The 23,171-nt window shown below is 48.0% G+C and carries 23 protein-coding genes; 5 read left to right on the forward strand and 18 right to left on the reverse strand.

The features are described from left to right. Nucleotides 1–391: 391 nt before the first annotated feature. Genes Q4579_RS15070 through Q4579_RS15085 form a run of 4 tightly spaced genes read right to left on the reverse strand, consistent with a single transcriptional unit; the run spans nucleotide 392 to nucleotide 6,015 of the window. Complete coding sequence (locus Q4579_RS15070) at nucleotides 392–1,987, reverse strand: ABC transporter ATP-binding protein (RefSeq protein ID WP_303565350.1); 1,596 nt, start codon at nucleotides 1,985–1,987, stop codon at nucleotides 392–394. A 1-nt stretch (nucleotide 1,988) separates the two neighbouring features. After that, nucleotides 1,989–3,044, reverse strand: a complete 1,056-nt coding sequence (locus Q4579_RS15075; protein WP_303565403.1) for an ABC transporter permease — start codon at nucleotides 3,042–3,044, stop codon at nucleotides 1,989–1,991. A gap of 25 nt (nucleotides 3,045–3,069) precedes the next feature. Then, complete coding sequence (locus Q4579_RS15080; protein WP_303565351.1) at nucleotides 3,070–4,161, reverse strand: microcin C ABC transporter permease YejB; 1,092 nt, start codon at nucleotides 4,159–4,161, stop codon at nucleotides 3,070–3,072. 27 nt (nucleotides 4,162–4,188) lie between these two features. Continuing rightward, a complete protein-coding gene (locus Q4579_RS15085; protein WP_303565352.1) occupies nucleotides 4,189–6,015 on the reverse strand; it encodes an extracellular solute-binding protein in 1,827 nt (608 codons plus the stop codon). A 382-nt stretch (nucleotides 6,016–6,397) separates the two neighbouring features. On the opposite strand from Q4579_RS15085, the gene fusA reads away from it, so the two are divergent. Then, complete coding sequence (fusA, locus tag Q4579_RS15090) at nucleotides 6,398–8,485, forward strand: elongation factor G (protein WP_303565353.1); 2,088 nt, start codon at nucleotides 6,398–6,400, stop codon at nucleotides 8,483–8,485. Between the two features lie 260 nt (nucleotides 8,486–8,745). On the opposite strand, the gene Q4579_RS15095 is transcribed toward fusA, so the two are convergent. From Q4579_RS15095 to Q4579_RS15125, 7 genes are all read right to left on the reverse strand, one after another. After that, nucleotides 8,746–9,525: a DUF4922 domain-containing protein gene (locus Q4579_RS15095; RefSeq protein ID WP_303565354.1), complete on the reverse strand. Its 780-nt coding sequence runs from the start codon at nucleotides 9,523–9,525 to the stop codon at nucleotides 8,746–8,748. A 471-nt stretch (nucleotides 9,526–9,996) separates the two neighbouring features. Continuing rightward, the gene (locus Q4579_RS15100) at nucleotides 9,997–11,169 is read right to left on the reverse strand and encodes an amino acid permease (RefSeq protein WP_303565355.1); all 1,173 of its coding nucleotides are present in this window, start codon (nucleotides 11,167–11,169) and stop codon (nucleotides 9,997–9,999) included. Between the two features lie 130 nt (nucleotides 11,170–11,299). After that, the gene (locus Q4579_RS15105) at nucleotides 11,300–11,569 is read right to left on the reverse strand and encodes a hypothetical protein (RefSeq protein WP_303565357.1); all 270 of its coding nucleotides are present in this window, start codon (nucleotides 11,567–11,569) and stop codon (nucleotides 11,300–11,302) included. Nucleotides 11,570–11,766: 197 nt separating this feature from the next. Further along, entirely contained in the window at nucleotides 11,767–12,066 is a 300-nt protein-coding gene (locus Q4579_RS15110; protein ID WP_249199039.1) for a metalloregulator ArsR/SmtB family transcription factor, read from the reverse strand. A 24-nt stretch (nucleotides 12,067–12,090) separates the two neighbouring features. After that, entirely contained in the window at nucleotides 12,091–12,510 is a 420-nt protein-coding gene (locus Q4579_RS15115; protein WP_303565359.1) for a YeeE/YedE family protein, read from the reverse strand. Between the two features lie 4 nt (nucleotides 12,511–12,514). Next, the gene (locus Q4579_RS15120; RefSeq protein ID WP_303565361.1) at nucleotides 12,515–12,937 is read right to left on the reverse strand and encodes a YeeE/YedE family protein; all 423 of its coding nucleotides are present in this window, start codon (nucleotides 12,935–12,937) and stop codon (nucleotides 12,515–12,517) included. Continuing rightward, nucleotides 12,934–13,857 carry an MBL fold metallo-hydrolase gene (locus Q4579_RS15125; protein WP_303565363.1) on the reverse strand — a complete coding sequence of 308 codons (924 nt, stop codon included), beginning with the start codon at nucleotides 13,855–13,857 and terminating at the stop codon, nucleotides 12,934–12,936. The genes Q4579_RS15120 and Q4579_RS15125 overlap by 4 nt, the downstream gene beginning before the upstream one ends. Nucleotides 13,858–14,424: 567 nt before the next feature. Here Q4579_RS15125 and Q4579_RS15130 point away from each other — a divergent pair. From Q4579_RS15130 to Q4579_RS15140, 3 genes are read left to right on the forward strand one after another with little or no spacing between them, the layout of a single operon-like run. Then, on the forward strand, nucleotides 14,425–15,129 hold the full coding sequence (locus Q4579_RS15130; RefSeq protein ID WP_303565364.1) for a CDP-alcohol phosphatidyltransferase family protein: 705 nt from the start codon (nucleotides 14,425–14,427) through the stop codon (nucleotides 15,127–15,129). Next, nucleotides 15,122–16,054, forward strand: a complete 933-nt coding sequence (locus Q4579_RS15135) for a phosphatidate cytidylyltransferase (protein ID WP_211645337.1) — start codon at nucleotides 15,122–15,124, stop codon at nucleotides 16,052–16,054. Before Q4579_RS15130 ends, Q4579_RS15135 begins: the two co-directional genes overlap by 8 nt. Before the next feature lie 7 nt (nucleotides 16,055–16,061). Further along, entirely contained in the window at nucleotides 16,062–16,718 is a 657-nt protein-coding gene (locus Q4579_RS15140) for a lysophospholipid acyltransferase family protein (RefSeq protein ID WP_303565365.1), read from the forward strand. Between the two features lie 69 nt (nucleotides 16,719–16,787). On the opposite strand, the gene Q4579_RS15145 is transcribed toward Q4579_RS15140, so the two are convergent. The 6 genes from Q4579_RS15145 to Q4579_RS15170 form a co-directional block, all read right to left on the reverse strand. Further along, nucleotides 16,788–17,066 (reverse strand): hypothetical protein, encoded by a 279-nt coding sequence (locus Q4579_RS15145; RefSeq protein ID WP_303565366.1) that lies wholly within the window; start codon nucleotides 17,064–17,066, stop codon nucleotides 16,788–16,790. 63 nt (nucleotides 17,067–17,129) lie between these two features. After that, on the reverse strand, nucleotides 17,130–18,116 hold the full coding sequence (locus Q4579_RS15150; RefSeq protein ID WP_303565367.1) for a serine protease: 987 nt from the start codon (nucleotides 18,114–18,116) through the stop codon (nucleotides 17,130–17,132). Between the two features lie 371 nt (nucleotides 18,117–18,487). After that, nucleotides 18,488–18,892 (reverse strand): hypothetical protein, encoded by a 405-nt coding sequence (locus Q4579_RS15155; protein ID WP_303565368.1) that lies wholly within the window; start codon nucleotides 18,890–18,892, stop codon nucleotides 18,488–18,490. A 302-nt stretch (nucleotides 18,893–19,194) separates the two neighbouring features. Beyond that, nucleotides 19,195–19,680, reverse strand: coding sequence for a hypothetical protein (locus tag Q4579_RS15160; protein ID WP_303565369.1), 486 nt, complete (start codon nucleotides 19,678–19,680; stop codon nucleotides 19,195–19,197). Between the two features lie 60 nt (nucleotides 19,681–19,740). After that, the gene (locus tag Q4579_RS15165) at nucleotides 19,741–20,127 is read right to left on the reverse strand and encodes a hypothetical protein (protein ID WP_303565370.1); all 387 of its coding nucleotides are present in this window, start codon (nucleotides 20,125–20,127) and stop codon (nucleotides 19,741–19,743) included. A gap of 458 nt (nucleotides 20,128–20,585) precedes the next feature. After that, the gene (locus Q4579_RS15170) at nucleotides 20,586–21,011 is read right to left on the reverse strand and encodes a hypothetical protein (protein ID WP_303565371.1); all 426 of its coding nucleotides are present in this window, start codon (nucleotides 21,009–21,011) and stop codon (nucleotides 20,586–20,588) included. 213 nt (nucleotides 21,012–21,224) lie between these two features. Between Q4579_RS15170 and Q4579_RS15175 the strand changes: the two genes are divergently transcribed. After that, nucleotides 21,225–21,539 (forward strand): YceK/YidQ family lipoprotein, encoded by a 315-nt coding sequence (locus Q4579_RS15175; RefSeq protein ID WP_303565373.1) that lies wholly within the window; start codon nucleotides 21,225–21,227, stop codon nucleotides 21,537–21,539. A 146-nt stretch (nucleotides 21,540–21,685) separates the two neighbouring features. Here the strand turns inward: Q4579_RS15175 and Q4579_RS15180 are convergent, their stop codons facing one another. After that, nucleotides 21,686–23,128 carry a S41 family peptidase gene (locus Q4579_RS15180; RefSeq protein WP_303565374.1) on the reverse strand — a complete coding sequence of 481 codons (1,443 nt, stop codon included), beginning with the start codon at nucleotides 23,126–23,128 and terminating at the stop codon, nucleotides 21,686–21,688. Between the last annotated feature and the right edge of the window lie 43 nt (nucleotides 23,129–23,171).

Raw genomic sequence — 23,171 nt, forward strand, 5'->3', positions numbered from 1 at the left:
TATAGTCTGTATGGTTACAACTCGAGCAGTATAATACGCAGATTGTAACCTAATTGTTAAGAGTTTTATTTCATCAGCCCAGACGCGGCCAAAGAAAGCACAAAATAGCAACAAATCATCAACAAGTGGTTATTCAAACCATTTTTAAAAAGTTACACAGATTTTACACCTGAGAATATTGCTTACACCCTGTAATCATTTGTATAACAATCAACCAGTACTATCTGAAAAAATTTCAATAATGTGCAGTAAGTCAGCATAAAGCGGGTGATTACGCACACGGTTGTACAACACGCTGTATCTCAAGCATAAATCACAGTCAGGAAAAAGACGTATAAAATCTGCGCCTGCTCCGTTCAAAAAACACAGGCGCTGACCTTGAGGGGGACAATCAGCTGTGGAACGACAAACTGACCAGCTGGCGGGTATATTCGGCTTTGGGTTCCTGAAATAATTGCAGGGTTGGCCCCTGCTCAACAACCAGCCCGTCCTTGAGCACCAGAGTATAATGACAGAGCGACTTCACCACATTTAAATCGTGGCTGATAAAAAGATAACTCAGCTTATACTTCTGTTGTAATGCTTTCAGGAGCTGCAAGACCTGATGCTGTACGGTTCTGTCGAGCGATGAGGTCGGCTCATCCAGCAGAATAAACTCTGGTTTCAGGACCAATGCTCTGGCAATCGCAATCCGTTGTCGCTGACCACCAGAGAATTCATTCGGATAGCGATAACGCGTCTCCGGATCGAGCTCGACATCCCGCATCGCCTGGCAGATCATTGCATCGGATGCCTGTTCAGAGAGATTCTGCTGAACTTTTAAGCCTTCACCAATGATCTGGGCAACGGACATTCTGGGATTTAATGCAGAAAATGGATCCTGGAACACCACCTGCAACCGGCTTCGGTAAGGCAGCATGGCTTTCCGGCTTAACCCGCTCAGTTCTTTGCCATCAAAACGAATGCTGCCTTCACTGTTCAGCAGTCTGAGTATTGCCATCCCTGTGGTTGATTTTCCCGAACCACTTTCACCCACCAGACCGACACTTTGTCCTTGCTGCAAGACAAAACTCACATCCGTGACCGCTTTGATATGACCGACAACACGCTTCAGAATGCCACCTTTCACCGGGAACCAGACCCGCAATTTGTCGATATCAAACAAAGATTTTTGTTCGCCCTGAACAGGAACCGGTTCGCCCGACGGATCGGCATGAATCAATTTCTGAGTATACGGATGAGCAGGCGACTCAAAAATGGCATCCCGAGTGTTGGTTTCCACCAGTTGGCCGAGCTGCATCACCGCGACACGATCGGCAATCTGACGAACAATGCTGAGATCATGGGTAATAAACAACATGGCCATACCCATTTCCTGCTGCAACTGATTCAGCAGTGTCAGAATTTGCGCTTGGACAGACACATCCAAGGCTGTGGTTGGTTCATCAGCAATCAGCAAATCCGGCTCATTGATCAGCGCCATGGCGATCATCACTCGCTGCCGCTCACCACCAGACAGCTCATGCGGATAGGCACTCATCCGCTGTTCCGGATTTCGGATCCCCACTTTTTTCAGCCAGGCCAGAGCCTTTGCTTCTGCAGGTTTTTGCCGCATGCCCCGGTGAATGGCAAGGGTCTCACAAAGCTGCCTGCCAATCTTATGGAGCGGATTGAGCGACATCATGGGTTCCTGAAAGATCATGCCAATCTTTCCGCCTCTCAGTCCTCTGAGCTGACGCTCACTGCATTTCAGCGTATCCAGACCGTCATACCGAATCTCTCCTTCCAGATAACGGGCTGTCGCCTTGGGTAAAAGACGCAGAATTGCATTGGCCGTGACGGATTTACCGGAACCACTTTCACCCACCAGTGCCAGCGTTTCTCCCCGCTTGATGGTCAGACTGACTTTTTCGGTCACAGGCCGTACGGTTTTACCACTGGCAAATCCCACGGATAATTGATGAATCGTTAGCAGTGCATCGCTCATACTACTTCCCTGAAAACGAATGTTGATGATGGGGGTCGAAGGCATCACGCACGGCTTCACCAATAAACACCAGTAAGCTCAGCATGATCGACAACACAACGAAAGCAGACAGCCCGAGCCAGGGTGCCTGAAGGTTTGTTTTCCCCTGCGCCAGCAATTCACCTAAAGACGGTGAGCCGACCGGTAAACCAAACCCCAGAAAATCAAGAGAAGTCAGGGTTGTCACCGAACCACTTAAGATAAACGGCATCATGGTTAAAGAAGCAACCATGGCATTCGGTAGCATGTGCCGAAGCATAATGCGGGTATCGTTCACCCCCAGCGCCTGTGCAGCACGAACATAGTCCAGGTTCCGACATCGCAGAAACTCTGCCCGCACAACACCCACCAGCCCCATCCAGCTGAACAGCACCATAATGCCCAGCAACCACCAGAAGTTTGGTTCCACGAAACTGGACAGAATAATCAGTAAGAATAAGGTGGGCATGCCCGACCAGATTTCGATAAAGCGTTGGCCGAACAAATCAATCCAGCCACCGTAATAGCCTTGTCCGGCGCCGACCAGAACACCAATCACTGTCGAAATAATCGTGAGCGCAAACCCAAACAGGACGGAGACCCGGAATCCATAAATAATCCGGGCCAGCACATCGCGGCCTTTATCATCAGTTCCCAACCAGTTCACCTGATCCGGTGCTGAAGGTGCCGGCCCGGACAAATTATAATTGATGGTGTCATAGCTAAACCGAATCGGTGGCCAGATCATCGAACCTTCCGCTGTGATGAGTTCCTGTACATAAGGGTCGGTATAGTCGGCTTCGGTCGCAAACTCTCCCCCGAATTCAGTTTCGGCATAGTGTTGAACGATCGGGAAATAATAATCGCCCTTGAAGCTGATCAGTAACGGCTTGTCGTTAGCGATCACTTCTGCAAACAAACTCAGAAAAAAAAGCACAGAAAAGATCCACAGCGACCAGTAACCCCGCCGGTGTGCTTTAAATCTTTCCCAGCGCGCTCTGCTCAGTGGGTTCATGGGCAATCGTGGTTTCTTCAGCATCGCGTTTAAGTTTTTTGAAATCATACTACCTGGCCTCAAAATCAATTCGCGGATCGACCAGGGTATAAGTCAGGTCAGAAATAATGTTCATCATCAGGCCCAATAACGTCATAATGTAGAGCGTACTGAACACAATCGGATAATCACGCTGAATCGTAGATTCAAAGCCAAGTAAACCAATGCCCTCCAGAGAGAACATCACTTCGATCAACATCGAGCCGGTAAAGAAGATACTGATAAAAGCACTCGGAAAGCCCGCAATAATAATCAGCATGGCATTCCGGAACACGTGCTTATATAAGATGCTGCGGTCATCCAGCCCTTTGGCTCTGGCAGTGACCACATATTGCTTATTGATTTCATCCAGAAAAGAGTTCTTTGTCAGCATGGTGAGTGTGGCAAACCCACCGATCACCATGGCAATAATCGGCAGTGTTAAATGCCAGAAGTAATCACCAATCTGCTGATACCAGGTCATCTGGTCAAAGTCTGCAGAAAATAATCCCCGAAGCGGAAACCAGCTGAAATAGTTACCACTGGCAAAGAAGATGATCAGCACAATGGCGAATAAAAACCCGGGAATGGCGTAACCGGTAATGACCAGAGCACTGCTCCAGATATCAAACCGGCTGCCATGCTGAACAGCTTTGGCAATCCCTAAAGGAATGGAGATGAAATAGATGATTAAGGTGCTCCACAGTCCCAGCGAAATCGAGACCGGGAGACGATCGATAATCAGATCAATCACATTGCCGCCACGAAACAGGCTTTCGCCAAAATTAAAAGTGGCATAGTTTTTCAGCATGTCGACATAGCGTTCCCACATCGGTTTATCAAAACCAAACTGCTTGCGGATTTCTTCGACCACTTCCGGGTCCAGCCCGCGGGACCCCCGATAGCCGCTGCTACCATTTGCTGAACCGGAATCGGTTTGCTGAACTTCCTGTCCGCCCCCGGTAAATCGTTCCATAATGCCGGATGAATGTCCTTCCAGCTGAGCGACGGCCTGCTCAACCGGGCCGCCGGGCGCAATCTGAATCACAAAAAAGTTAATCGTGATGATGGCCCAGAGCGTTGGAATCACCAGCAAAAGTCGCCGGATCATATATGCGGTCATACTGCTTTCCTTGAACCTGATTCAGAATTATCGGCGCTTTTCCGGGAGTTTTGCTGCTTTTGCCGGATCAACCCACCAGGTATCGACACCGAGAGCATACTTGGGCCGAACCGACGGACGGTCAAACTTATCCCAGGTTGCAATCCGGAACTTGCTCAGGTGCCATTGCGGTATCACAAAAAAGTTCCACTGCAATACCCGGTCCAGCGCGGGCCCCAAAGCTGCCAGTGCTTCCGGATCGCGCTGATGAGCTGCAATCTGCTCGGTCAGGGTGTCAATTGCGGCATCCTGCACGCCCGCAGTGTTATAGGTTGAATCCAGATAATTGCTGTTCCAGGCAATCAGCAAGTTCTGCGTTGGGTATGGGTTTGCGGCATAGCCCGAAGAGACCATGTCAAAGTCGCGATCCCGAAGCCGTTTGATGTACTGAGTGGTATCCACGGTGCGGATCTTCATGTCGATCCCCAGTTGTTTCAGGTTCTTCTGCAGCGGAATTGCGATCCGCTCGGAGGTTGGGCTGTAAATCAGCAATTCAAAGGCCAGAGGTTCGCCTGTTTTCTCATTTGTCATGACCTGATCTTTGAGCGACCAGCCTGCTTCTTTGAGCAATGCGAATGCTTTTCGTGCCTGCTGACGAATCCGCCCCGAGCCATCGGTGACCGGCGGCTGATAAGTTTCAGTCAACACACGGGCTGGAATTTTATCTTTCAGCGGTGTGAGATAAGTCAGCTCTGCCGGGCTTGGCAGACCTTTCGCTTCATATGGCGTGTTCTGGAAAAAACTTCGGGACCGGGTGTACTGGCTATAAAAAAGCGTTTTGTTCATCCACTCGAAGTCCATCGCATAGTTCAGCGCTTCACGAACGCGAATATCCTGAAACACCGAACGTTGTGTATTGAAGACAAACCCTTGCATGGCCTGCGGGATCTCATGGCCAATCTCTTCTTTCTTAATGAAACCATTGTCGAAGTTGTTGCCTTCGTACAAGGTCGCCCAGAATTTGGCGACATTTTCCTGCCGGAAGTCATACTCCCCTGCTTTAAAAGCCTCCAGCGTCACGGTGTCATCCCGATAGTAATCGTAGCGGATTGTATCGAAGTTATGCCGCCCGACATTCACGGGCAGGTCAGCCGCCCAGTAATCCTTCACCCGGGAATAAGTGACACTTTGCCCGGGCTGGTAACTGGTAATCTTATAGGCGCTACTGCCAACCGGAGGCTCATTTAAAGGCTCACTCAGTTTTTTATCTTTCCAGAAGTGTTCCGGCAGCACATTCATGCCTTCGACCAGAGAATAGAGCCTCTCCCGGTTTGGGACCGCCATATCGACCCTTGCCGTCAGAGGCGCTTTTACGGTCACGGACTTCACATCTTTATAAAAGACGCGAAACTGCGGAACCCCTTCTTTCATGAACTTATCGAACGTAAAGGCAACATCTTTGGCTGTAATGGGCTGCCCGTCGTGAAAACGTGCTTTTGGGTTGATATCGATTTCCATCCAGGAAAAATCGTCGGCATATCGCACTTTTTGCGCAATCAGCGGGTAATGACTGTCGATTTCATCCTGCGCAGGCACAAAAAGCGTGTCATAAATTTCCTCAGCACCCGCGGCAGAAACGCCTCTCGAACCATAGCGATTAAAGCTGTCGTAAGTGCCGACTTCAGCGTAAGTGATGCTCCCGCCTTTCGGTGCATCCGGGTTGACGTAATCAAAATGAGGGAAATCCGGTGGGTATTTGGCAGTCCCGAAACCGACCACGCTGGCCGACTCAATCACTTCTGCGGCAAAACCGGGTGCAGATCCGAATGACAAACCTGCCGTTATCAATAATCCCAGTGCAAATCTCTGTCTCATATCCCCTCCAAAACATTTCAGCCACCCTGGCGGACCATTCAGTTAAAAATCGTTGTGTTTTCATTATTGTACGAATGGTCAATAGGTTGTGTTGACATGTACCACAAATATATACCATAAGGAAATAACCCGCCCGAATCGCTGGGCATATCCTCAAAGTTATTTTGCCGATTCGGTTCCGCTCGGCTTCAGCATGAACAGGAACGCTGGAATGTCATTTACTGCGTTTTTATTGAGCAATCATTCGGTTCCTGCCTGATTCAACGGGTTAAAAGCCAGCGAATAATCATTAAATTACTCAGATCTATGTTCTGATACTTGTAAGTAGTGCTATACTCCCCACCCTGACATGTGACAACAATTGTTCATATAGAGAAAAACAATGGCAGATCTATCTAAATACAGAAACATTGGTATTTTCGCGCACGTAGATGCGGGTAAAACCACTACCACTGAGCGTATCCTGAAGCTGACCGGTAAAATCCATAAAATCGGTGATACTCACGACGGCTCAACGACGACTGACTTCATGGAGCAGGAAGCTGAGCGTGGTATTACCATCCAGTCTGCAGCAGTAAGCTGTTTCTGGAACGATCACCGTCTGAACGTTATCGATACTCCGGGACACGTTGACTTCACCGTAGAAGTTTACCGTTCTCTGAAAGTACTTGACGGTGGTATCGGTGTATTCTGTGGTTCTGGTGGTGTTGAGCCTCAGTCTGAAACAAACTGGCGTTACGCGAACGACTCAGAAGTATCTCGTCTGATCTTCGTGAACAAACTGGACCGTATGGGCGCGGACTTCTACAACGTCGTTGATCAAGTGAAAAACGTACTTGGCGCCACGCCTCTTGTAATGACCCTGCCTATCGGCCGTGAAGAAGACTTCGTGGGTGTGGTTGACGTTCTGAGCCGTCAGGCTTACGTGTGGGATGACACGGGTCTGCCAGAAAACTACGAAGTTCAAGATATCCCAGCGGACATGGTTGACGACGTAGAAGCTTACCGTGAAGAACTGGTTGAGACTGCCGTTGAGCAAGACGACGCCCTGATGGAAGCTTACATGGAAGGTGAAGAGCCTTCTATCGAAGACCTGAAACGTTGTATCCGTAAAGGTACACGAGACCTGGCCTTCTTCCCGACTTTCTGTGGTTCAGCATACAAAAACAAAGGTATCCAGCTGGTTCTGGACGCCGTTGTTGACTACCTGCCATCACCAACAGAAGTTGACCCTCAGGATCTGACTGATCCAGAAACGGGTGAACCAACGGGTGAAGTTGCTACTGTATCTGCAGACGAGCCATTCCGTGCTCTGGCGTTTAAGATCATGGATGACCGTTTTGGTGCCCTGACTTTCGTCCGTATCTACTCTGGTAAGCTGAAGAAGGGTGACACCATCCTGAACTCTGCGACTGGTAAAACAGAGCGTATCGGCCGTATGGTTGAGATGCAAGCAGATGACCGTAACGAGCTGACTTCAGCACAAGCGGGTGACATCATCGCTATCGTTGGTATGAAGAACGTTCAGACAGGTCACACCCTGTGTGATCCTAAGCACGAATGTACTCTGGAACCAATGATCTTCCCTGTCCCAGTAATTTCTATCGCTGTTGCGCCTAAGGACAAAACAGCTTCTGAGAAACTGGGTGTCGCACTGGGTAAGATGGTTGCAGAAGATCCATCGTTCCAGGTTGAAACTGATGAAGATTCTGGCGAAACCATCCTGAAAGGTATGGGTGAGCTGCACCTGGACATTAAAGTTGACATCCTGAAGCGTACGCACGGTGTTGAACTGACTGTCGGTGCTCCACAGGTTGCTTACCGTGAGACGATCACTCAGCCAATCGAAGACAGCTACACGCACAAGAAGCAGTCTGGTGGTTCTGGTCAGTTCGGTAAGATCGACTACCGCATCAAACCAGGTGAGCCAAACTCTGGCTTCAAGTTCACCTCAACGGTTGTTGGCGGTAACGTACCTAAAGAATTCTGGCCTGCAATCGAAAAAGGTTTTGCTGGCATGATGGATCAAGGTGTTCTGGCTGGCTTCCCAGTGCTGGACGTTGAAGTTGAGCTGTTCGACGGTGGTTTCCACGCAGTTGACTCCTCTGCTGTCGCGTTTGAAATCGCAGCGAAAGGCGCATTCCGTCAGTCTATGCCTAAAGCTGGTGCTCAGCTGCTGGAACCTATCATGCACGTTGACGTGTTCACTCCGGAAGATCACGTTGGTGATGTTATCGGTGACCTGAACCGTCGTCGCGGTATGATCAAAGACCAGCAAGCAGGTACAACTGGCGTACGTATCAAGGGTGATGTACCACTGTCTGAAATGTTCGGTTACATCGGTACGCTGCGTACAATGACTTCTGGTCGTGGTCAGTTCTCTATGGAGTTCGCACACTACGCACCATGCCCAGCGAACGTTGCTGAAGCAGTCATCGCAGAAGTTAAAGAGCGTAACGCTAAGAAATAATCCATTTCTTAACGGACGAAAGTTGAAAACCCCAGCTTCGGCTGGGGTTTTTTATGCGCTCTGATATTATACCAATCGCAGTAAATAACTGGTCATCCTAGCTTGCTAAAATATTCGATAACTGCGTTAGATTTTTTGATTGTAGAATAACGACTTACCTAAAAAATCCGCCTTGTTCTTAAACATTTTTCCGGCGCTATTTCTGATCATTGACTTACTTTGATTGGTATTAGATTTCAAACCGGGCAAGCAACATGGGCTTACGCACTGCATTCAGCCAGAAAACGCATCAGGCCGTATTCTTCCAACCAAGCCAGTTGATCCGGTTGCTTCACCAGAAAACGTCCACTGTAGTTAATGCCATTGGCGAACAAACCTTCAATGTTATTTGCACTTCGTGGCAGAATCAGCAACCAGCGCTCTGTGACCAGTACGTTATGTGGCAAACACACTTCCCCGCCTTCCTCAATCAGCGAGAGTGCATGCATCCCTTCGGTATAGGCAGCATACAACTCATCGGTTGTCATCGCTTCCACCAGATACAGCCAATGCCTGAATGGTAACTTGCCGCCCGCAATCACCTGCTCTAGCGGAATCTCACTGCGAACCAATTGCATGTGACGGTGCGGCTGACTGGCTCCGGCTAAAGGCCCGCTGTTATAAAACCCAAGGACATCCGCATGGGTGAATCCACCCAACCAGGCGTGCCAGTCTTCCCAACTGAGCGGAGATTCCTGAGGCACAAAAGTTTTTGAGCAAATCAGCAAATGCGGGGTGATCACGGGAAATTTATTCAGCAGGCACACATGATGCTCGCCGGCTTCGCACACATACATCGATTTTTCATAGGGTAAGAAAGGATTCGAGCCAGCAGCACCGGATGTGATTCCCTGAAGTTTCTTACCGGCATTTGCCGTCACCACATGGCCCAGATAAGCCACACCCTGCTCTTCTATCTTTTCGGCATCAGTTGCGATAGGCATCAGACTGCCCTCCGCCAGCGCCTTTTCAGCCACCTGCTCTGCGAGTTTCCAGTTCATATCCATATCCCATGTTTTTTTACCAAGATACTCCAAGTTGGCTTCCCTGTCATAGTGCAAAAGCCGATTGACTCCATGAAAGGAAATTCAGGATAAGGCGTTGAATCTCCTCACGGGAATACCCTGAAGGCTGTGTATTTAAAAGTTTACACTTTGCGCTTTTTTGTCCATTCATGAAAACACAGCCCTCCCTAGCAGCAAGGCAGGAAACTCGGTAAGATTCACGCAGATTTTTGAGGATACGTCTCCTGCTGCTTTATCTGTGTCAACAGATCACTACTCCTGCGGTCAGGTTGTTTCAGCGTTCGGTCAAACCTGAATCATCCCAGACGTTATCGGTCCTGTTCGGTCAAACAGATCAATAGCATCCTCAAAACAATATCGGTTTCCGGTATTGCCTCCTATGAAAAAGGCGCTTCCTGATGGAAGCGCCTTTTTACATTTGAATATCTTTTTCCTGCAACGCGCCTTTTAAATCAATTCAGCCATCAGCAAAAAACAGCCGAACAGGAAACTCAGGCCCATTGCCATCATCCCGCCACGAACCTGATAAACTTCACCCTTCACGGATTGATCCTGACTTTGTTGTGATTGACGCACTTTCAGCGTCATTGCCATCGGAACGAATACCGCCAGAAAAACCAGAATAATCCCTGCATAGCTCAGCACAGACAAGAATTGATTCGCTGCCAGTAACGCACCCAGCATGGGCAGAATAAACGTCAGCACGTAAGTCACAGCGCGATTTTGGCGGAATGTATCTGCGTTCTGATCAAAGAGCGCCATCGCCACGCCCAGAAAAGACGTCAGCAGCGCTAAACCGGTGAAGATCGACAGAATCAGTTGCATTCCGCTCCGGTTCACACTCAAGGCCGTGATCAGTTCAGATACATCCTGAAACCCGATCAATTGTTCCGGTGACAGATTCCCAATGGCGGCGTACAGCCAGAACAGATAAGACACCAGAGGAATCAAAGAACCCACAATCACCATGTTTCGCAGCTGTTTTTGCGTTGCTTCATGGTTGTAGGTCACCAGAGAAGGAATCACCACCATAAAGCCAAAACTTGTAAACAGCACAGAACTGGTTTTCACCAAAGCAATCTTATTGTCGCTGCCGACTGAGGCAAGATTATCCAGACTGATCCCCGGAACCAGCGTGATGAGTGTCATTGCCAGCATGAGCACCATGGCCGCAAAAAGCATGCGGTTGAGTTTGTCGATGACCCCGGTTCCCGCTGCAACCACCAGACCAGCAATGACGGTGAAAGCAATTTGTGCCTGTGACGGTGTCAGCGCGAGTCCAACTTCACTACTCAGCTTTTTCACCAGATCACCAGCGCCGATAATATAAGCCATCAGCAAACAAACCAGCAGCGCATAGAGCAAACCATTGGTCACGATCTGGCCGCCTTTTCCTAAAGTCTTGCGAGCGATCGAGTTCATCCCCAGTCCCCCACCGGCTTTAATACTGGCTTCAAGCAGCAATAAGGCCGCATAGGTCGTCCCGACCCAAATCAACAGCATCAGCATGGTGCCCCACAACAGCCCGAACTGAGCCAGCACCATTGGGATCGCAAGCATCCCCGCCCCTAAAGCCGTACCCGCGATAATCAGGGAGCTACCCAATAATTTCATATTCACAATCTTTGTCCTTTCCCCAGGTTACCCGCTACCCTTGGCGTGCACCTGAGCTTCATCGTTATGATCAGGCGCGACAAACCGCCCCTGTTTTGTACCGTTTCACCAAGTCATCTGGTTTTAAACACTTCAATCAACTGAGCGGCAGTTCCTTTTGAAAGGCAAACTGAGGCACTTTGTTGAAAAAGAAAGGACAAATCGCAGCCAGAAAAGAGCATTCATGCTGAAAAGTGGAGGGAGATAAATATTGTGCGCCAAGCAAGGCACGAAAAGGTGCAGTGATCCCTCCCGGCATCAAAGCCAGGCTGAGTGATCGAGGGTGTATTATCATGAATCGTACTCCTGATACGATAATATTTCGGTCATTTCGATGAAAAATCAGCCAGACCAGCTGAAATTTCATCACTTACCAGGTCAAGGTAAGGCGTTCGGTCAGGTAGCAACTTAATGAGGCATAGCACAAACTACAACCCGCATATGTGAAATCTTTGATTTTGATCTTGAAAAAGATGGGAGGAAGGTCAATCTGACCAAAAGAAACATGAGATGTGGCAGAACAGCCTGTACAGAAGTTGAGCAGGCTGTTCTGAGTTGTACGCTTTATTCAGTGCAGTAGTGTTTGTGCAGCATTGCGATCATATCAATCACAGCCGCATTATCGAGACGATAATAGATGGTCTGCGCTTCACGGCGAGTTTTCACAAACCCGGCCCGACGCAACCAGGCCAAATGCTGTGACAGGGAAGACTGAGGGATAGGAAACCGCTCGTTCAGCTGTGACACAGAAAGTTCTTCTTCCTGCAATACACACAGAATCATCAACCGGTGTTGATTTCCCATGGCCTTCAGCAGTTCAACGGCCTGCTCTACATTGGCCTCCATTTTTGAGTAATCTCGCATTCTCCCCTCATACGGCTTCATATATTATTTTAGTAGACGATCGATAGTGCCAGAAAACTGCATTCCCGCCAACATCGCAACAACAAAGCCAATCACTTTTATGTTACCGCTCAACAGATTAGCGACAGCAGGCCCCGGACAAATACCAACAAGTCCCCAACCCAATCCAAAAAGAAGCGCACCAAGAATCAATGGTTTATCAATCAACTGGTTGGTTGGAACATAGAATGTGCTCCCGAAGACGGGCTTCTCGCGCCGCTTCACCCAAAATTGATAGCCCAGCCCAAAAACGATCAGTGCGCCGCCCATCACCAAGATCAGACTTGGATCCCACTGCCCTGTGATATCTAAAAAATTCAGCACTTTATTCGGATCAACCATTTGTGACACTGTTAATCCGGCACCAAATAGCAGACCTGCAATTAAGGCGATGAAAAGTTGCATAACATTAAACTCCAATCAGGTGACGGACGATAAAAACAACCATGATCGCGACAACCATGAATATCAGAGTGGCTACAATCGAACGCGGCGACAGACGTCCGATGCCGCAAATCCCATGACCACTGGTGCAACCTGACCCCAGTCGGGTCCCCAGACCCACCAGAAACCCGCCAATGAGTATCAAGGGCCAGCCTGCATTAATCTGTTCCGGTAATTGAAGCCCGAACGGGGCTGCCAGCAACGGACCGAGCACCAAGCCGAGAAGAAACATCCAGCGCCAGGGGGCATTCGGATCGCTCGGTTGCATCGCACCACTGACAATGCCTGAGATACCGGCAATACGGCCATTCAGCACCAGCAACATCAATGCTGCACCGCCAAGGATGAAGCCGCCCATCAGCGCACTCCAGGGAGTAAATTCAGTCATGATGATGACCCTCCTTTCTCTGATTTCAGTTTGCTGTTGTCAGGCGAGACGTAGGATGAACTGAGTGACAGCGGAATTTTAAGATAGGCCGTCTGGCTCGTTTCTGCTGCAGGCATCTGTCCACCGCGAATATTGACCTGCACGGATGGATACAAAAGTTGCGGAACATCTAAGGTTTTGTCCCGGTTTTCGCGAACCGTAATAAAATCCCCTCTCGCAATGCCTTCATGAAGATGAATATTAGAACGGGCACTCTCCGCAACAGTGGTGACATATGCCAGTTCACGCCCGCCCGGCTGATAGTCGTGACACATCCACAATCGCGTGTCTGGCGGCAGATGGTGCAGTCGGTTCACACTGTCAAACAGCACACCAGCGTCGCCTCCCGGGAAATCGCAACGCGCTGTACCGCCATCCGGCATAAATAAGGTATCGCCGACAAATGCGTTGCCTTCTATCAAATAAGTCACGCTGTCATTCGTATGTCCCGGTGTTGCAAGAATTTGTCCTTGCAATGGGCCGATCTGAAAGGTTTCATTGTCCTGAAACAGGTGATCAAACACTTCCCCGTTTGCAGACAACTCGGCATCATCGATATTGAAAACCAGCTTGAATGTTTTCTGTACTTTAGTGATCCCTGCCCCAACACCAATTTTGCTGTTCAATTGCTGTCGAAGGTAATGCGCTGCAGACAAATGATCGGCATGCGCATGTGTCTCCAGGATCCAGTCCACCGTCAGTTGATGGTCTCTGATAAACGCCAATTGTTTATCCGCAAACGCTGTCCAGACCTTGCCTGAGTTTGCTGAGAAATCGAGAACACTGTCGATGACCGCGGCATGGCCACCCGATTGGTCATAGACCACATAGCTGATGGTGCTGGTATTCTCATGGTAAAACGCTTCAATGCGAGGCTTCATGATGATTCTCCGATTGCGCTATATCAGTTAATCGTATATTACACATATACAATTAACTAAGTCAAGTTTCTGAGATCATCCTGATCACCCTTCGGATGCATTACTTGGCTATTCAGGCATTTGTTTGGCTGGCAAGAAACAGGCGTGTCTGCCGAGTCTCGATCCCAGGTTTTCCTGAACGACGGAGGCACCGACCTTTATTCCCTATCTATCCAGAGTTTCTGAAAATCACTGTATCCGGTTTTTCTGACCTGGATACTACGGACCTGACACGTGTTATCACCACCGCTTTCCCTGCGAACAAAGGCAGATAGTGATGTGATTTTAAAAGAGACTGCTCAATGGCCAGCAATGCTGCCAAAGGCGCATCAGAAGATCATTGAAAGCATATCCAGCCCCCGAACCTGACACCAGATCAAAAAAGCATACTCAATTGCTTGCTATACAAGCGATACGCATTATGTTGATTCTTTCGCCCATAAACTCACAGCAACCTCAGTCGATGTTCAATCGCTGCGTCCCATGATTGCTGAAAGTCAGGGCTCACTTATTGAGTGATGTAGTGATATGAAGCATCAAACCGAATCAGAAGAGAATCGCAGGCCACTGGCCGTGCGGGATGTCGCATTGACAAAGCAAGTTGCTGTCTGGCTGAGTCAGAAACAAATCACACCGAATCAGATATCACTGATGAGCATTGTCTTTGCCGCTTTCGGCTTTGCCGCGATGTTCTGGTATCAGTCCCGGCCAATCAGCGGTTTGCTGCTGATTGCTGCAGTCTGTATTCAATTACGCCTGTTATGTAACCTGTTCGATGGCATGGTTGCCGTAGAAGGCGGGAAGAAAACGCCTGCCGGTGAGTTGTTTAACGATGTTCCGGACCGGATTGCCGATCCGCTGCTGATCCTCGCCGCTGGCTTTGCGACCCAATCGGAGTACGGCATGATGCTGGCCTGGCTCAGTGCGCTCTTCGCCGTGTTGACGGCCTACGTACGTGTCCTGGGTGTCAGTATGGGCTGCCCGGCAGATTTTCGCGGCCCGATGGCCAAACAGCACCGCATGGCCCTGCTGACCGCCAGTTTCATCCTGCTCTTCCTGAGCCAGGTTTTCAGCTGGCTCCCGGATATTCTGGGTTACACCATGGATGCAGCACTGGCCGTAATGGTGATCGGCACCCTGATCACCACATGGCGGCGCTTGCGGGGCATCTACCGCTTTAAGGCAGAAGAAGCTGAGCAGCAAGTACACCAAGCAGAGGGAAAGCATGACTGACATTCCATTGCATTCGCTTTATCTAATGAGCGCGATACTCGGTGTACTGGTCGCCGGGACACTGGTTTATCTGTGGAAATCCCGTACCCATCCGGAAACAGATTATCTGGAGCTGAAACTGCGGATTCGCTCCTGGTGGTGGATGATCGGCATTGTCTTTATCGTCCTTTACCTGCCACTCACCTATACCCTGTTTTTTGTCGGTTTTCTGAGTTTCATGGCCCTGAAAGAATTCCTGTCGATTGTACCGACCCGAATGACTGACCGCCGGGTGATCTTCTGGGCCTACCTGTCGATTCCGTTTCAATATTACTGGCTGTCGATTGGCTGGTACGGCATGTTCATCATTTTTATACCGGTGTATGTCTTCCTGTATCTACCCATGGTCATGGTATTGATTGGAGATACCCGGGGATTTATCCGTTCCGCAGGGATCATTCACTGGGCGATGATGCTGACCGTCTTCTGTATCAGCCATATGGCTTACCTGCTGGTGCTGCCCAGCCTGAACCCTGAAGCAGGTTCTATGGGCATGTTGCTGTTCCTGCTGGTGTTCACGCAACTCAATGACGTCTCTCAGTACGTTTGGGGGAAATCATTCGGAAAACGCAAAATCGTCCCAAAAGTCAGTCCGAACAAAACCTGGGAAGGTTTCCTCGGTGGCAGCGCAACTGTGATTCTGCTGTCTTATTTTGCCGCCCCCTGGCTGACACCACTGACCTCATTACAAGGTTTAGTGGCCGGAATGATCATTGCCTTCAGCGGCTTTATCGGTGATCTGGTTATTTCATCCGTCAAACGCGATTTGCAGATCAAGGATACCAGCCAGTTTATTCCGGGGCATGGGGGTATTTTGGATCGGATTGACAGCCTGATGTTCACGGCCCCTCTGTTCTTCCACTACATTTACTATCTCTATTACTGAGGACACTATGGCTCGGATTCTCAAGGTGTTGTTCGTTTTATTCATCGTCAAACCTCTGGTCTTTATCGGTCTGGGGCTGAACATTATCCATCGGCAAAATCTGCCAACTGACGGCCCGGTTGTGGTTGCAGCGAACCACAACAGCCATTTGGACACCTTGGTTTTACTGGCCTTATTTCCGATCGCCATCGTTCACAAAGTCCGCCCGGTTGCCGCGGCGGACTACTTTCTGTCCAATAAAATAGTTGCCTGGCTGTCACTGAACATCATCGGGATTATTCCGCTCAAGCGCTCCCCTTCTCCCAGTCAGCGCGAGGCAGTTCTGAATGAATGCCATCAGGCGTTAGCCCAGGGTGAAATTCTGATTATCTTTCCCGAAGGCAGCCGGGGTGAACCTGAAGTGATGAGCGGTATTAAGAAAGGTATTTATCATTTAGTCAAAGCACATGCAGATTGCCCGGTCACCCCGGTTGTCATGCGGGGTTTGGGTCGGGCTTTACCCAGAGGAACAGCCATGTTCGTCCCTTTTAATTGTGATGTGGTAATTGGCGACCCGATGACTCAGTTCGAAAATGCTGAGGATTTCGTTCACACCATGCAAGCACGCTATCAGGCGCTGGCACAACATTGCATTACGCAAACTAACGGAGAGCATCAGCCTTGATCGTTACCCGTCCGTCTGATGCGATGTCTGGGCGTTGGCCAGTTCTGCCTTGTCGATAATTGGAAGAGATTATTGTGAACGGTACGTCTGGTCATTCAGGGACTTCCGTGGCATTGCTTTTAATGACTCGATTGTTTCTTCAGAAGCCGTCAGCCAAATCTGAACCGGAAAGGACTCCAGCACGTTCACATCTTTCACCAAGCCTTTTTTCTCGAGGCTTTCAACTTGCGCCAGTACAGGATCATTCGCTTCCGCACTGCCCAGAATCATCACACGTTCCCAGGCATTCTCCGCTGTCGAACAAGCCTGAATCATCGTAATCAAAAGCACCGCAATATATTTTTTCATCCGTTTGACTCCCAACAAGATAGCCCGACAACGTCAGGCTATCTTCATGATGCTATCCCTGTTTTAAGGATACTTCGTAATCCAACCCTTCACGGTGTTATAGACTGAACTGTTCATGCGGGTGCCACAGTTTCGGGTCGTAGAGCCCGTTGTGTGGATGCCGCGCACATAATTGCCGCTGTCTTTAATCCCGCTGCCACTCTGGCCACCCGCCGTATCCAGCGTGTAACAAACACGCGTGTTTGAGATTGCCGACGTCGAGCCAGAATCCGTCCACATGGTGCCCGTTGGTTTATCACCCGGATAACCCGTCACACTATGCGTGCCACCAGAGTAAGTCCCCCAACCTGAATGCCCCCCATGAGGCTCGCTGTTCAGAATGATAAGCGCATAATCGTAGTTGGTATCGCCATTGTTATGCCAACCCGACGTTGTTACAGCATTCTTCCACGTCGTTGTGCCCCAAGGCTTATAGGAGCCATTCTGACCCGCAGTGAAGTTCAGCGACTTATACCAGCCACCCGAACCATTTGAAATACAGTGGCCGGCTGTCAGTACATGCTTCTTGGTGATCAAAGTTCCCGTACAACCCACCGCAATACGACCATTGTACAAATGAGGCTTCGCTGTTGTGTTGGTCACGCGTACCCGATTATCACTGCCGATCACTTTCAAGGAAGAAAAAGTATCATCCGGTAATGCAGGTTTCGTTGGGTCATGGGGCTCCGTTGTGAAAATACTGCTGTCTAACCCCTGTGCCTGCATGGCTTGAACCGCTTGTTCCAGCACAGCCAGTGTCTCTTCAGAGATGTCAGCTTTGTACTGTGTGCCATCCGCTGAAACCGCAACCGCACTCATCGCAGCAGCTTTTTCGGCCGTTGAATAGACACGAGCGAGAGAATAGTCACTCACGTCTGGCACTTCAACAATGTTTTCACCTTCAATAAAGATTGCTTTTTCATCCATTTTGACAAAATTCGTCAATTCATTTGCATTGGCACCGGAAATGCAAATCCCGGCAATCGCAAATACAATCAAATTCCTGTTCATTATTATGTATCCTATCTTTAATTTTTCATTGAAACATTCAAGATCATGAATGCTGCGAAATAACCGCCAACTATTTTTCGCAGGAGTAAATATAGGACACAATGAAATAAGTTTCACAAACAATGAAACAATAAATCAAATTCAAAACAATTCATAGTAATTATTTAAAATAGCAGAACAATACATCATGAAATTGAAAGTATAAAGTTGATCCCTTCAGGCCCTGTAGATATTGAATAGCTTTATAGTGAAAACCATCAAATTAAAAAATTATCTGTTCCTGTCCAATCCATCTTTATATATGATAATTAATTCACAAAAAACAGACGATTCCTTTGCAGATTAAACGATAAAAACCCGGTTAAGAGACATTAGAATCCGCTCTCAGAATACCCCGCCATCTGATAGGAACAATCATCTGAAGGCATCAGTTGAATCACTCGGGGCTCAAACCCACCATGCGCAGCACTGGCTGACAATTGCGCTTTGGGTACACCATTGACCTTTTCCCAATGAATATCAGAGATCACATGACCCAGCGCAATTTCATTGAGTTTACGACTGCATAATATCTCCGGAGACGCCGTACCCAATGAGACCGACTGAAGATAGGTTTCACTCCAGCAATGTTCTGGGGAACAGATTGAATAAACCAGAATCCGATATTGAAATCCATAAGAAACCATCACCAGGCTCGGATCAACGTCTTTCACCGAGAAATCCGCCTTCGCCTGAAGTGATGTCATCAAAAGCAATATTAACAATAAAAATTTCATCATTTATCCATCAAAATGACATACGCTCAACCTCATCCTTTATCTGAAACTCAAACGGGATGAAATATGTTTGTCACGTCAATAAGGTTGAATCATATATTCAGATTCGACTTTTCCAGCATACCTATAAATAGGTCATCATCCGGAATCATTCCACTTTTTTTTCACTGGATCAAGGTTTCTCAATGAATCTGTGAGCGCAATATCGCCATGGCCGCCAATCGGATGCGTGCAACTTTCATGTTCATAAGCCCCGTAAGGGAACACGAATCGGGTATAAATATTGGTGCGTTCCGTTTCATTCAGGGCATCCAGTGCCTGCTCGAAATCAATACCTTCCGAAGCACCAAAAAAAGCCGCCGACTGCTCGACAGCCGTATCATGCAATGGCGATAACCGGACCCCAGCTGAGTACTGGCGAAATCCACGACCCGACTGGCAAGCTGGTTATAATTTTCAATCACAGCATCCGAATGTTTCGACTGGATCTCCAGGGTGGTTTTCCCTTCGTGGTAGCGACAATGCAATTCACTGTAATCAGACAGCGCCGGATTCTGTTCCATCACGGCCATCAGCAACAGCAAACGATCGCCGTTGTCGAAGTTGTTCCGCTCGACCACAAAAATATTCGCGTTCAGATCATGATGTTCACTGAATCCATGCCACAGCATTTCATGGCGATAATCAGCAATTCGCTCCCCTTCATGCACTTTCACAGCGACACCAATACAATAATGATCGGTGACTTGCGCAATCGTCGAACGGGCCAGCGACTGCGTAATAATCATGTTATTCACCAAAGCTGAAGCCGATAAAATGCACCGCTCAAACCCTGTTGTACTCACGGTTTAGCCCTGCGCATCCACCAGATAAAAACCATCTGATTTCTTTTCGACTTGACTGATCGTGGCCCGCTCAATCGTAATCACGCCATCCCGAATCAAGGGTTCAAGCTGATATAACGGACTGTAGGAAGTGAATGCTGCGCTTTCACCCACCACAGCCGCTTGCGGCGCATGATTGAATGGCAGATTCACGGCCTGGCTTCGGCTCATTTCCGGATATTTCGCGGTAAATTCCTGCTGAAGCTGACGATATAAACCTGTCGGTCCCTTCAGACGCTTCTGCCAGATTTCCGGCCAGCTGTTCAGCGCCCTATCTTCCAGTGGCAGCATGACACCGTGGTAGCACAGGGAACGCCCCCCAAACGCTCGCTGATCCCTCCCAGTGCCCAATGCTCATCTGCAGTCCAATTTACTTTCTTCTCATCCCCAGCAAACACACGCGTATCAAAGTGCACATGGTTTGTCCGTAACTGGGGGCCAGCTTTGTGTATCACAATACGATGACCTTCATCATTGCGCACACACTAAAATGTGAAGCAGACATAAAAATAGTCAGCCAAAATCAAAAGTATCATTCTGAAATGGTATTTATTCTCGCCATGATTCACTGAAGATACATGAATCACAGTCAGACATTCACTACAATTCCCATGAAACTCAATGCTTTATGCCATCAGGTACTTGATGTTAACTATGCTGGAAGGTGAATCAGACCGCCATGAAAAAATCCGACGCTTTCTGGGGGTTCAAACTCAGCATGAAAAAAGGCCATGACAGAAGCATGGCCTGAATCAGTGATTCCATCAGATTGAAATCCAGTGTTCTCAAGTCAGCATGACGCTCAGGAATTAGCTGGCACAGCTTTTCAAATGCTTTGCTTTTTCTGCACTCTGTTCAATCAGCGCCGCGACATCTTTGTCTTGCACTGAAGACAACACCTTATCCAACAAGCCTTCTGCCGTTGCTTCTGATGCAGCGTCCATAAAACAGCGATACGCATTGGCAATATGCTCTGTGGCATCAACCACGGCCGTTGGATCGGTCAGATCCGTTTTTGCCATTTTCTCAACAGAACCCGCAAAATCTTTCGCCGACTGCGCGGCATCCCCCAACTGGTCAAAGTGCAACTGGCTCAAATCGACCGATTCAACGGTCTTCTGCACATGACTCACCGCTTGATTCGCAGCATCCTGTGCTTGGTTCATGGCGTTCGTTGCCTCTTCACACCCCACTAAAACAGACATCAGCGTCAATATCATCAGAGACTTTTTCATTTTGGCCCTTCAAGCAATCAGTTACGGTGGGCGGCATACTAATGCAAGGCGTTGCGACGTAGAACAAAAATACCGTAACGGAGTGTTATCCGGGTTTACCTGACGTTTCCCCCTTGATGCACAGATATGTCTGAAAAATATGGCTTACATTTCACTAAACTTCTGTGACTATGTGTCGCCTTTCTTATTTACACATCATACAAACACGACACGATGAAAAAATTTTCTGTCCTTCTCCTCGCCATTTTACTATCTGGCTGTTCCAGTCTCATCGCCCGGGTCGGTGAAAATCATCAAAACGGTCATCCGTATGCAGGCTTTGACTATGCGCTGGAAAACGCGGCAAACTGCAACTTTGCGTTATTTGTCAATGCGCCACCCTTAATCATATTCACGATCCCAGTGTCCCTCGCGGATATACTGGCATCTGCCGCCATGGATACTGTTCTTTATCCGGTTGATGCATTGATTGAAAATGATAACCGGCATAAATCGACTTTGTGCCATTTCAGCCTGCACCATCAATGATATCCAGACGGGGATTTCAAATGCGACCACAACACGAATCTGAACGCTAAAAGGCACCCTGTCGCGCTCAGCCTCATTGTCGATACATCCAAAAGCAAAAAGGACATCAAATGATGCCCTTTTGCCTCTAAAACGACACGCTGGTCTTATTGATTGTTCTGTATCACTTCGAAAGCTTTTTCCAAGGCCGAATCCAGACCAGCTTCTCTCGAACTTCTCTCATAAGGATGAACATCAATATCTGGCAGAACACCTGTGACTTCAGCGTTCACACTATCACTGTTTTGATAATATTCATTGCTCATTTCATACAACCAACCATTCGGAAGCATGCGTAGAAACGTATCAGAAGTCGCACCACCAGTTGCCTCACCGAGGATCCGCACTTGAGGAAGCGCAGCCATAGCTAATGCAAATGTTTCCCCTGCACTGAATGTCCCATTTGAAGTGAGTAAAATAACATCGCCCTGATAACGGCGATCACGCTCCGGTTTCGCATAAACTAAATTGCTGGGCCATAATTTCCCTTCAAAAGCCGTACTGATATCCCACACAAGTTGCTCATCTTTCAAAAAACGTTTGATCAGCTCAAGTGCCTGCAAATCATAGCCACCTTCATTATCACGAACATCAATAATTAACTGTTCTGTTTCATTTAAATTTTCGAAAATTTCATCCAATAAAACATTGAATTTCTCATTTGCATAGGATATATCTTCCTTTTCTATACCAGAGGAGTCTATATAATTCACAAAATGATCTATAGATAAATATCCAGTTGAATTTCTGTCGTATTCAACAATCCCCCAGTTCACGCCCAGATTCTGATTTTTAGCACGCTGAATATATCCAGTACGAGTCTGTGCATTCATATACAGGCTTATGTTTTCAATGATCTTTTTACGTTGATTTTGAATATAGCCGTCAATCTGCTCACCAATTAAACCATCCTCAATAGCTTCCTGCATCAACAGCACACTCAAGTGTGGTTTTGCTTCATAACTAATCGGTTCCTGTTCAAGGTCAAAATATAAACGCGTATGCCCGTCATTTAATTGCTTTAATATTTCAGAAAATACTGCGAGCAGTCCCGCTTCATTCTGATTAGATAAGTCATCATAATAATTCTCATCAATCTCTTCCCAGTCCATTTTTCGTTCTTTCAAGAAAGCATAATGTTCTTTCATATCCAACCAAAATATACGAAACACTTCTTGGGCATTAAACTGGTAATCTGGATCATCAATGGTCCGAATCAACCCACCAGTACAAATTTCGTCTAAATTTTGAATGCGAGTGTAGGACACAGGGGCTGTATCATAGGGACGGTGATAAATCAGCGTGTCACCGAGACGAACGCTATGATTTCTCATTAAATCAAACGGGTCCTGGGTAATGCTCTGAAAGCAGATATTTGACGTCACTTGCCAGGTTTGAACATCATTCACCGAGATTTGCTTGATTTCACCATACAGCGGCGAATACCACAGGCCTTTCATTTGCTCATTTGAAGCTGGTGGAAGGTCAGAATTACATCCCATCAGAGCAGCGCAAAGTAACGGTATCGAAAAGTAAGCGTTGAAATTCATCATCTTTCTCCCTTCATTCTGTTGTTAAAATGTCAGGAAAAAT

It is taken from the genome of Photobacterium sp. 1_MG-2023 (assembly GCF_030547945.1).
In the GTDB taxonomy this organism is placed as follows: domain Bacteria; phylum Pseudomonadota; class Gammaproteobacteria; order Enterobacterales; family Vibrionaceae; genus Photobacterium.

Bases quoted from the DNA above. Each gene is read 5' to 3' on its own strand.
- Q4579_RS15110 (WP_249199039.1), bottom strand. From the start codon at position 12,066: ATGCGAGATTACTCAAAAATGGAGGCCAATGTAGAGCAGGCCGTTGAA.
- Q4579_RS15125 (WP_303565363.1), bottom strand. From the start codon at position 13,857: ATGAAGCCTCGCATTGAAGCGTTTTACCATGAGAATACCAGCACCATC.
- fusA (WP_303565353.1), top strand. From the start codon at position 6,398: ATGGCAGATCTATCTAAATACAGAAACATTGGTATTTTCGCGCACGTA.
- Q4579_RS15085 (WP_303565352.1), bottom strand. From the start codon at position 6,015: ATGAGACAGAGATTTGCACTGGGATTATTGATAACGGCAGGTTTGTCA.
- Q4579_RS15140 (WP_303565365.1), top strand. From the start codon at position 16,062: ATGGCTCGGATTCTCAAGGTGTTGTTCGTTTTATTCATCGTCAAACCT.
- Q4579_RS15150 (WP_303565367.1), bottom strand. From the start codon at position 18,116: ATGAACAGGAATTTGATTGTATTTGCGATTGCCGGGATTTGCATTTCC.
- Q4579_RS15105 (WP_303565357.1), bottom strand. From the start codon at position 11,569: ATGAAATTTCAGCTGGTCTGGCTGATTTTTCATCGAAATGACCGAAAT.
- Q4579_RS15170 (WP_303565371.1), bottom strand. From the start codon at position 21,011: ATGAAAAAGTCTCTGATGATATTGACGCTGATGTCTGTTTTAGTGGGG.
- Q4579_RS15075 (WP_303565403.1), bottom strand. From the start codon at position 3,044: ATGCTGAAGAAACCACGATTGCCCATGAACCCACTGAGCAGAGCGCGC.
- Q4579_RS15135 (WP_211645337.1), top strand. From the start codon at position 15,122: ATGACTGACATTCCATTGCATTCGCTTTATCTAATGAGCGCGATACTC.
- Q4579_RS15115 (WP_303565359.1), bottom strand. From the start codon at position 12,510: ATGCAACTTTTCATCGCCTTAATTGCAGGTCTGCTATTTGGTGCCGGA.
- Q4579_RS15145 (WP_303565366.1), bottom strand. From the start codon at position 17,066: ATGAAAAAATATATTGCGGTGCTTTTGATTACGATGATTCAGGCTTGT.
- Q4579_RS15180 (WP_303565374.1), bottom strand. From the start codon at position 23,128: ATGAATTTCAACGCTTACTTTTCGATACCGTTACTTTGCGCTGCTCTG.
- Q4579_RS15130 (WP_303565364.1), top strand. From the start codon at position 14,425: ATGAAGCATCAAACCGAATCAGAAGAGAATCGCAGGCCACTGGCCGTG.
- Q4579_RS15160 (WP_303565369.1), bottom strand. From the start codon at position 19,680: ATGATTATTACGCAGTCGCTGGCCCGTTCGACGATTGCGCAAGTCACC.
- Q4579_RS15175 (WP_303565373.1), top strand. From the start codon at position 21,225: ATGAAAAAATTTTCTGTCCTTCTCCTCGCCATTTTACTATCTGGCTGT.
- Q4579_RS15095 (WP_303565354.1), bottom strand. From the start codon at position 9,525: ATGAACTGGAAACTCGCAGAGCAGGTGGCTGAAAAGGCGCTGGCGGAG.
- Q4579_RS15070 (WP_303565350.1), bottom strand. From the start codon at position 1,987: ATGAGCGATGCACTGCTAACGATTCATCAATTATCCGTGGGATTTGCC.
- Q4579_RS15080 (WP_303565351.1), bottom strand. From the start codon at position 4,161: ATGACCGCATATATGATCCGGCGACTTTTGCTGGTGATTCCAACGCTC.
- Q4579_RS15155 (WP_303565368.1), bottom strand. From the start codon at position 18,892: ATGAAATTTTTATTGTTAATATTGCTTTTGATGACATCACTTCAGGCG.
- Q4579_RS15120 (WP_303565361.1), bottom strand. From the start codon at position 12,937: ATGACTGAATTTACTCCCTGGAGTGCGCTGATGGGCGGCTTCATCCTT.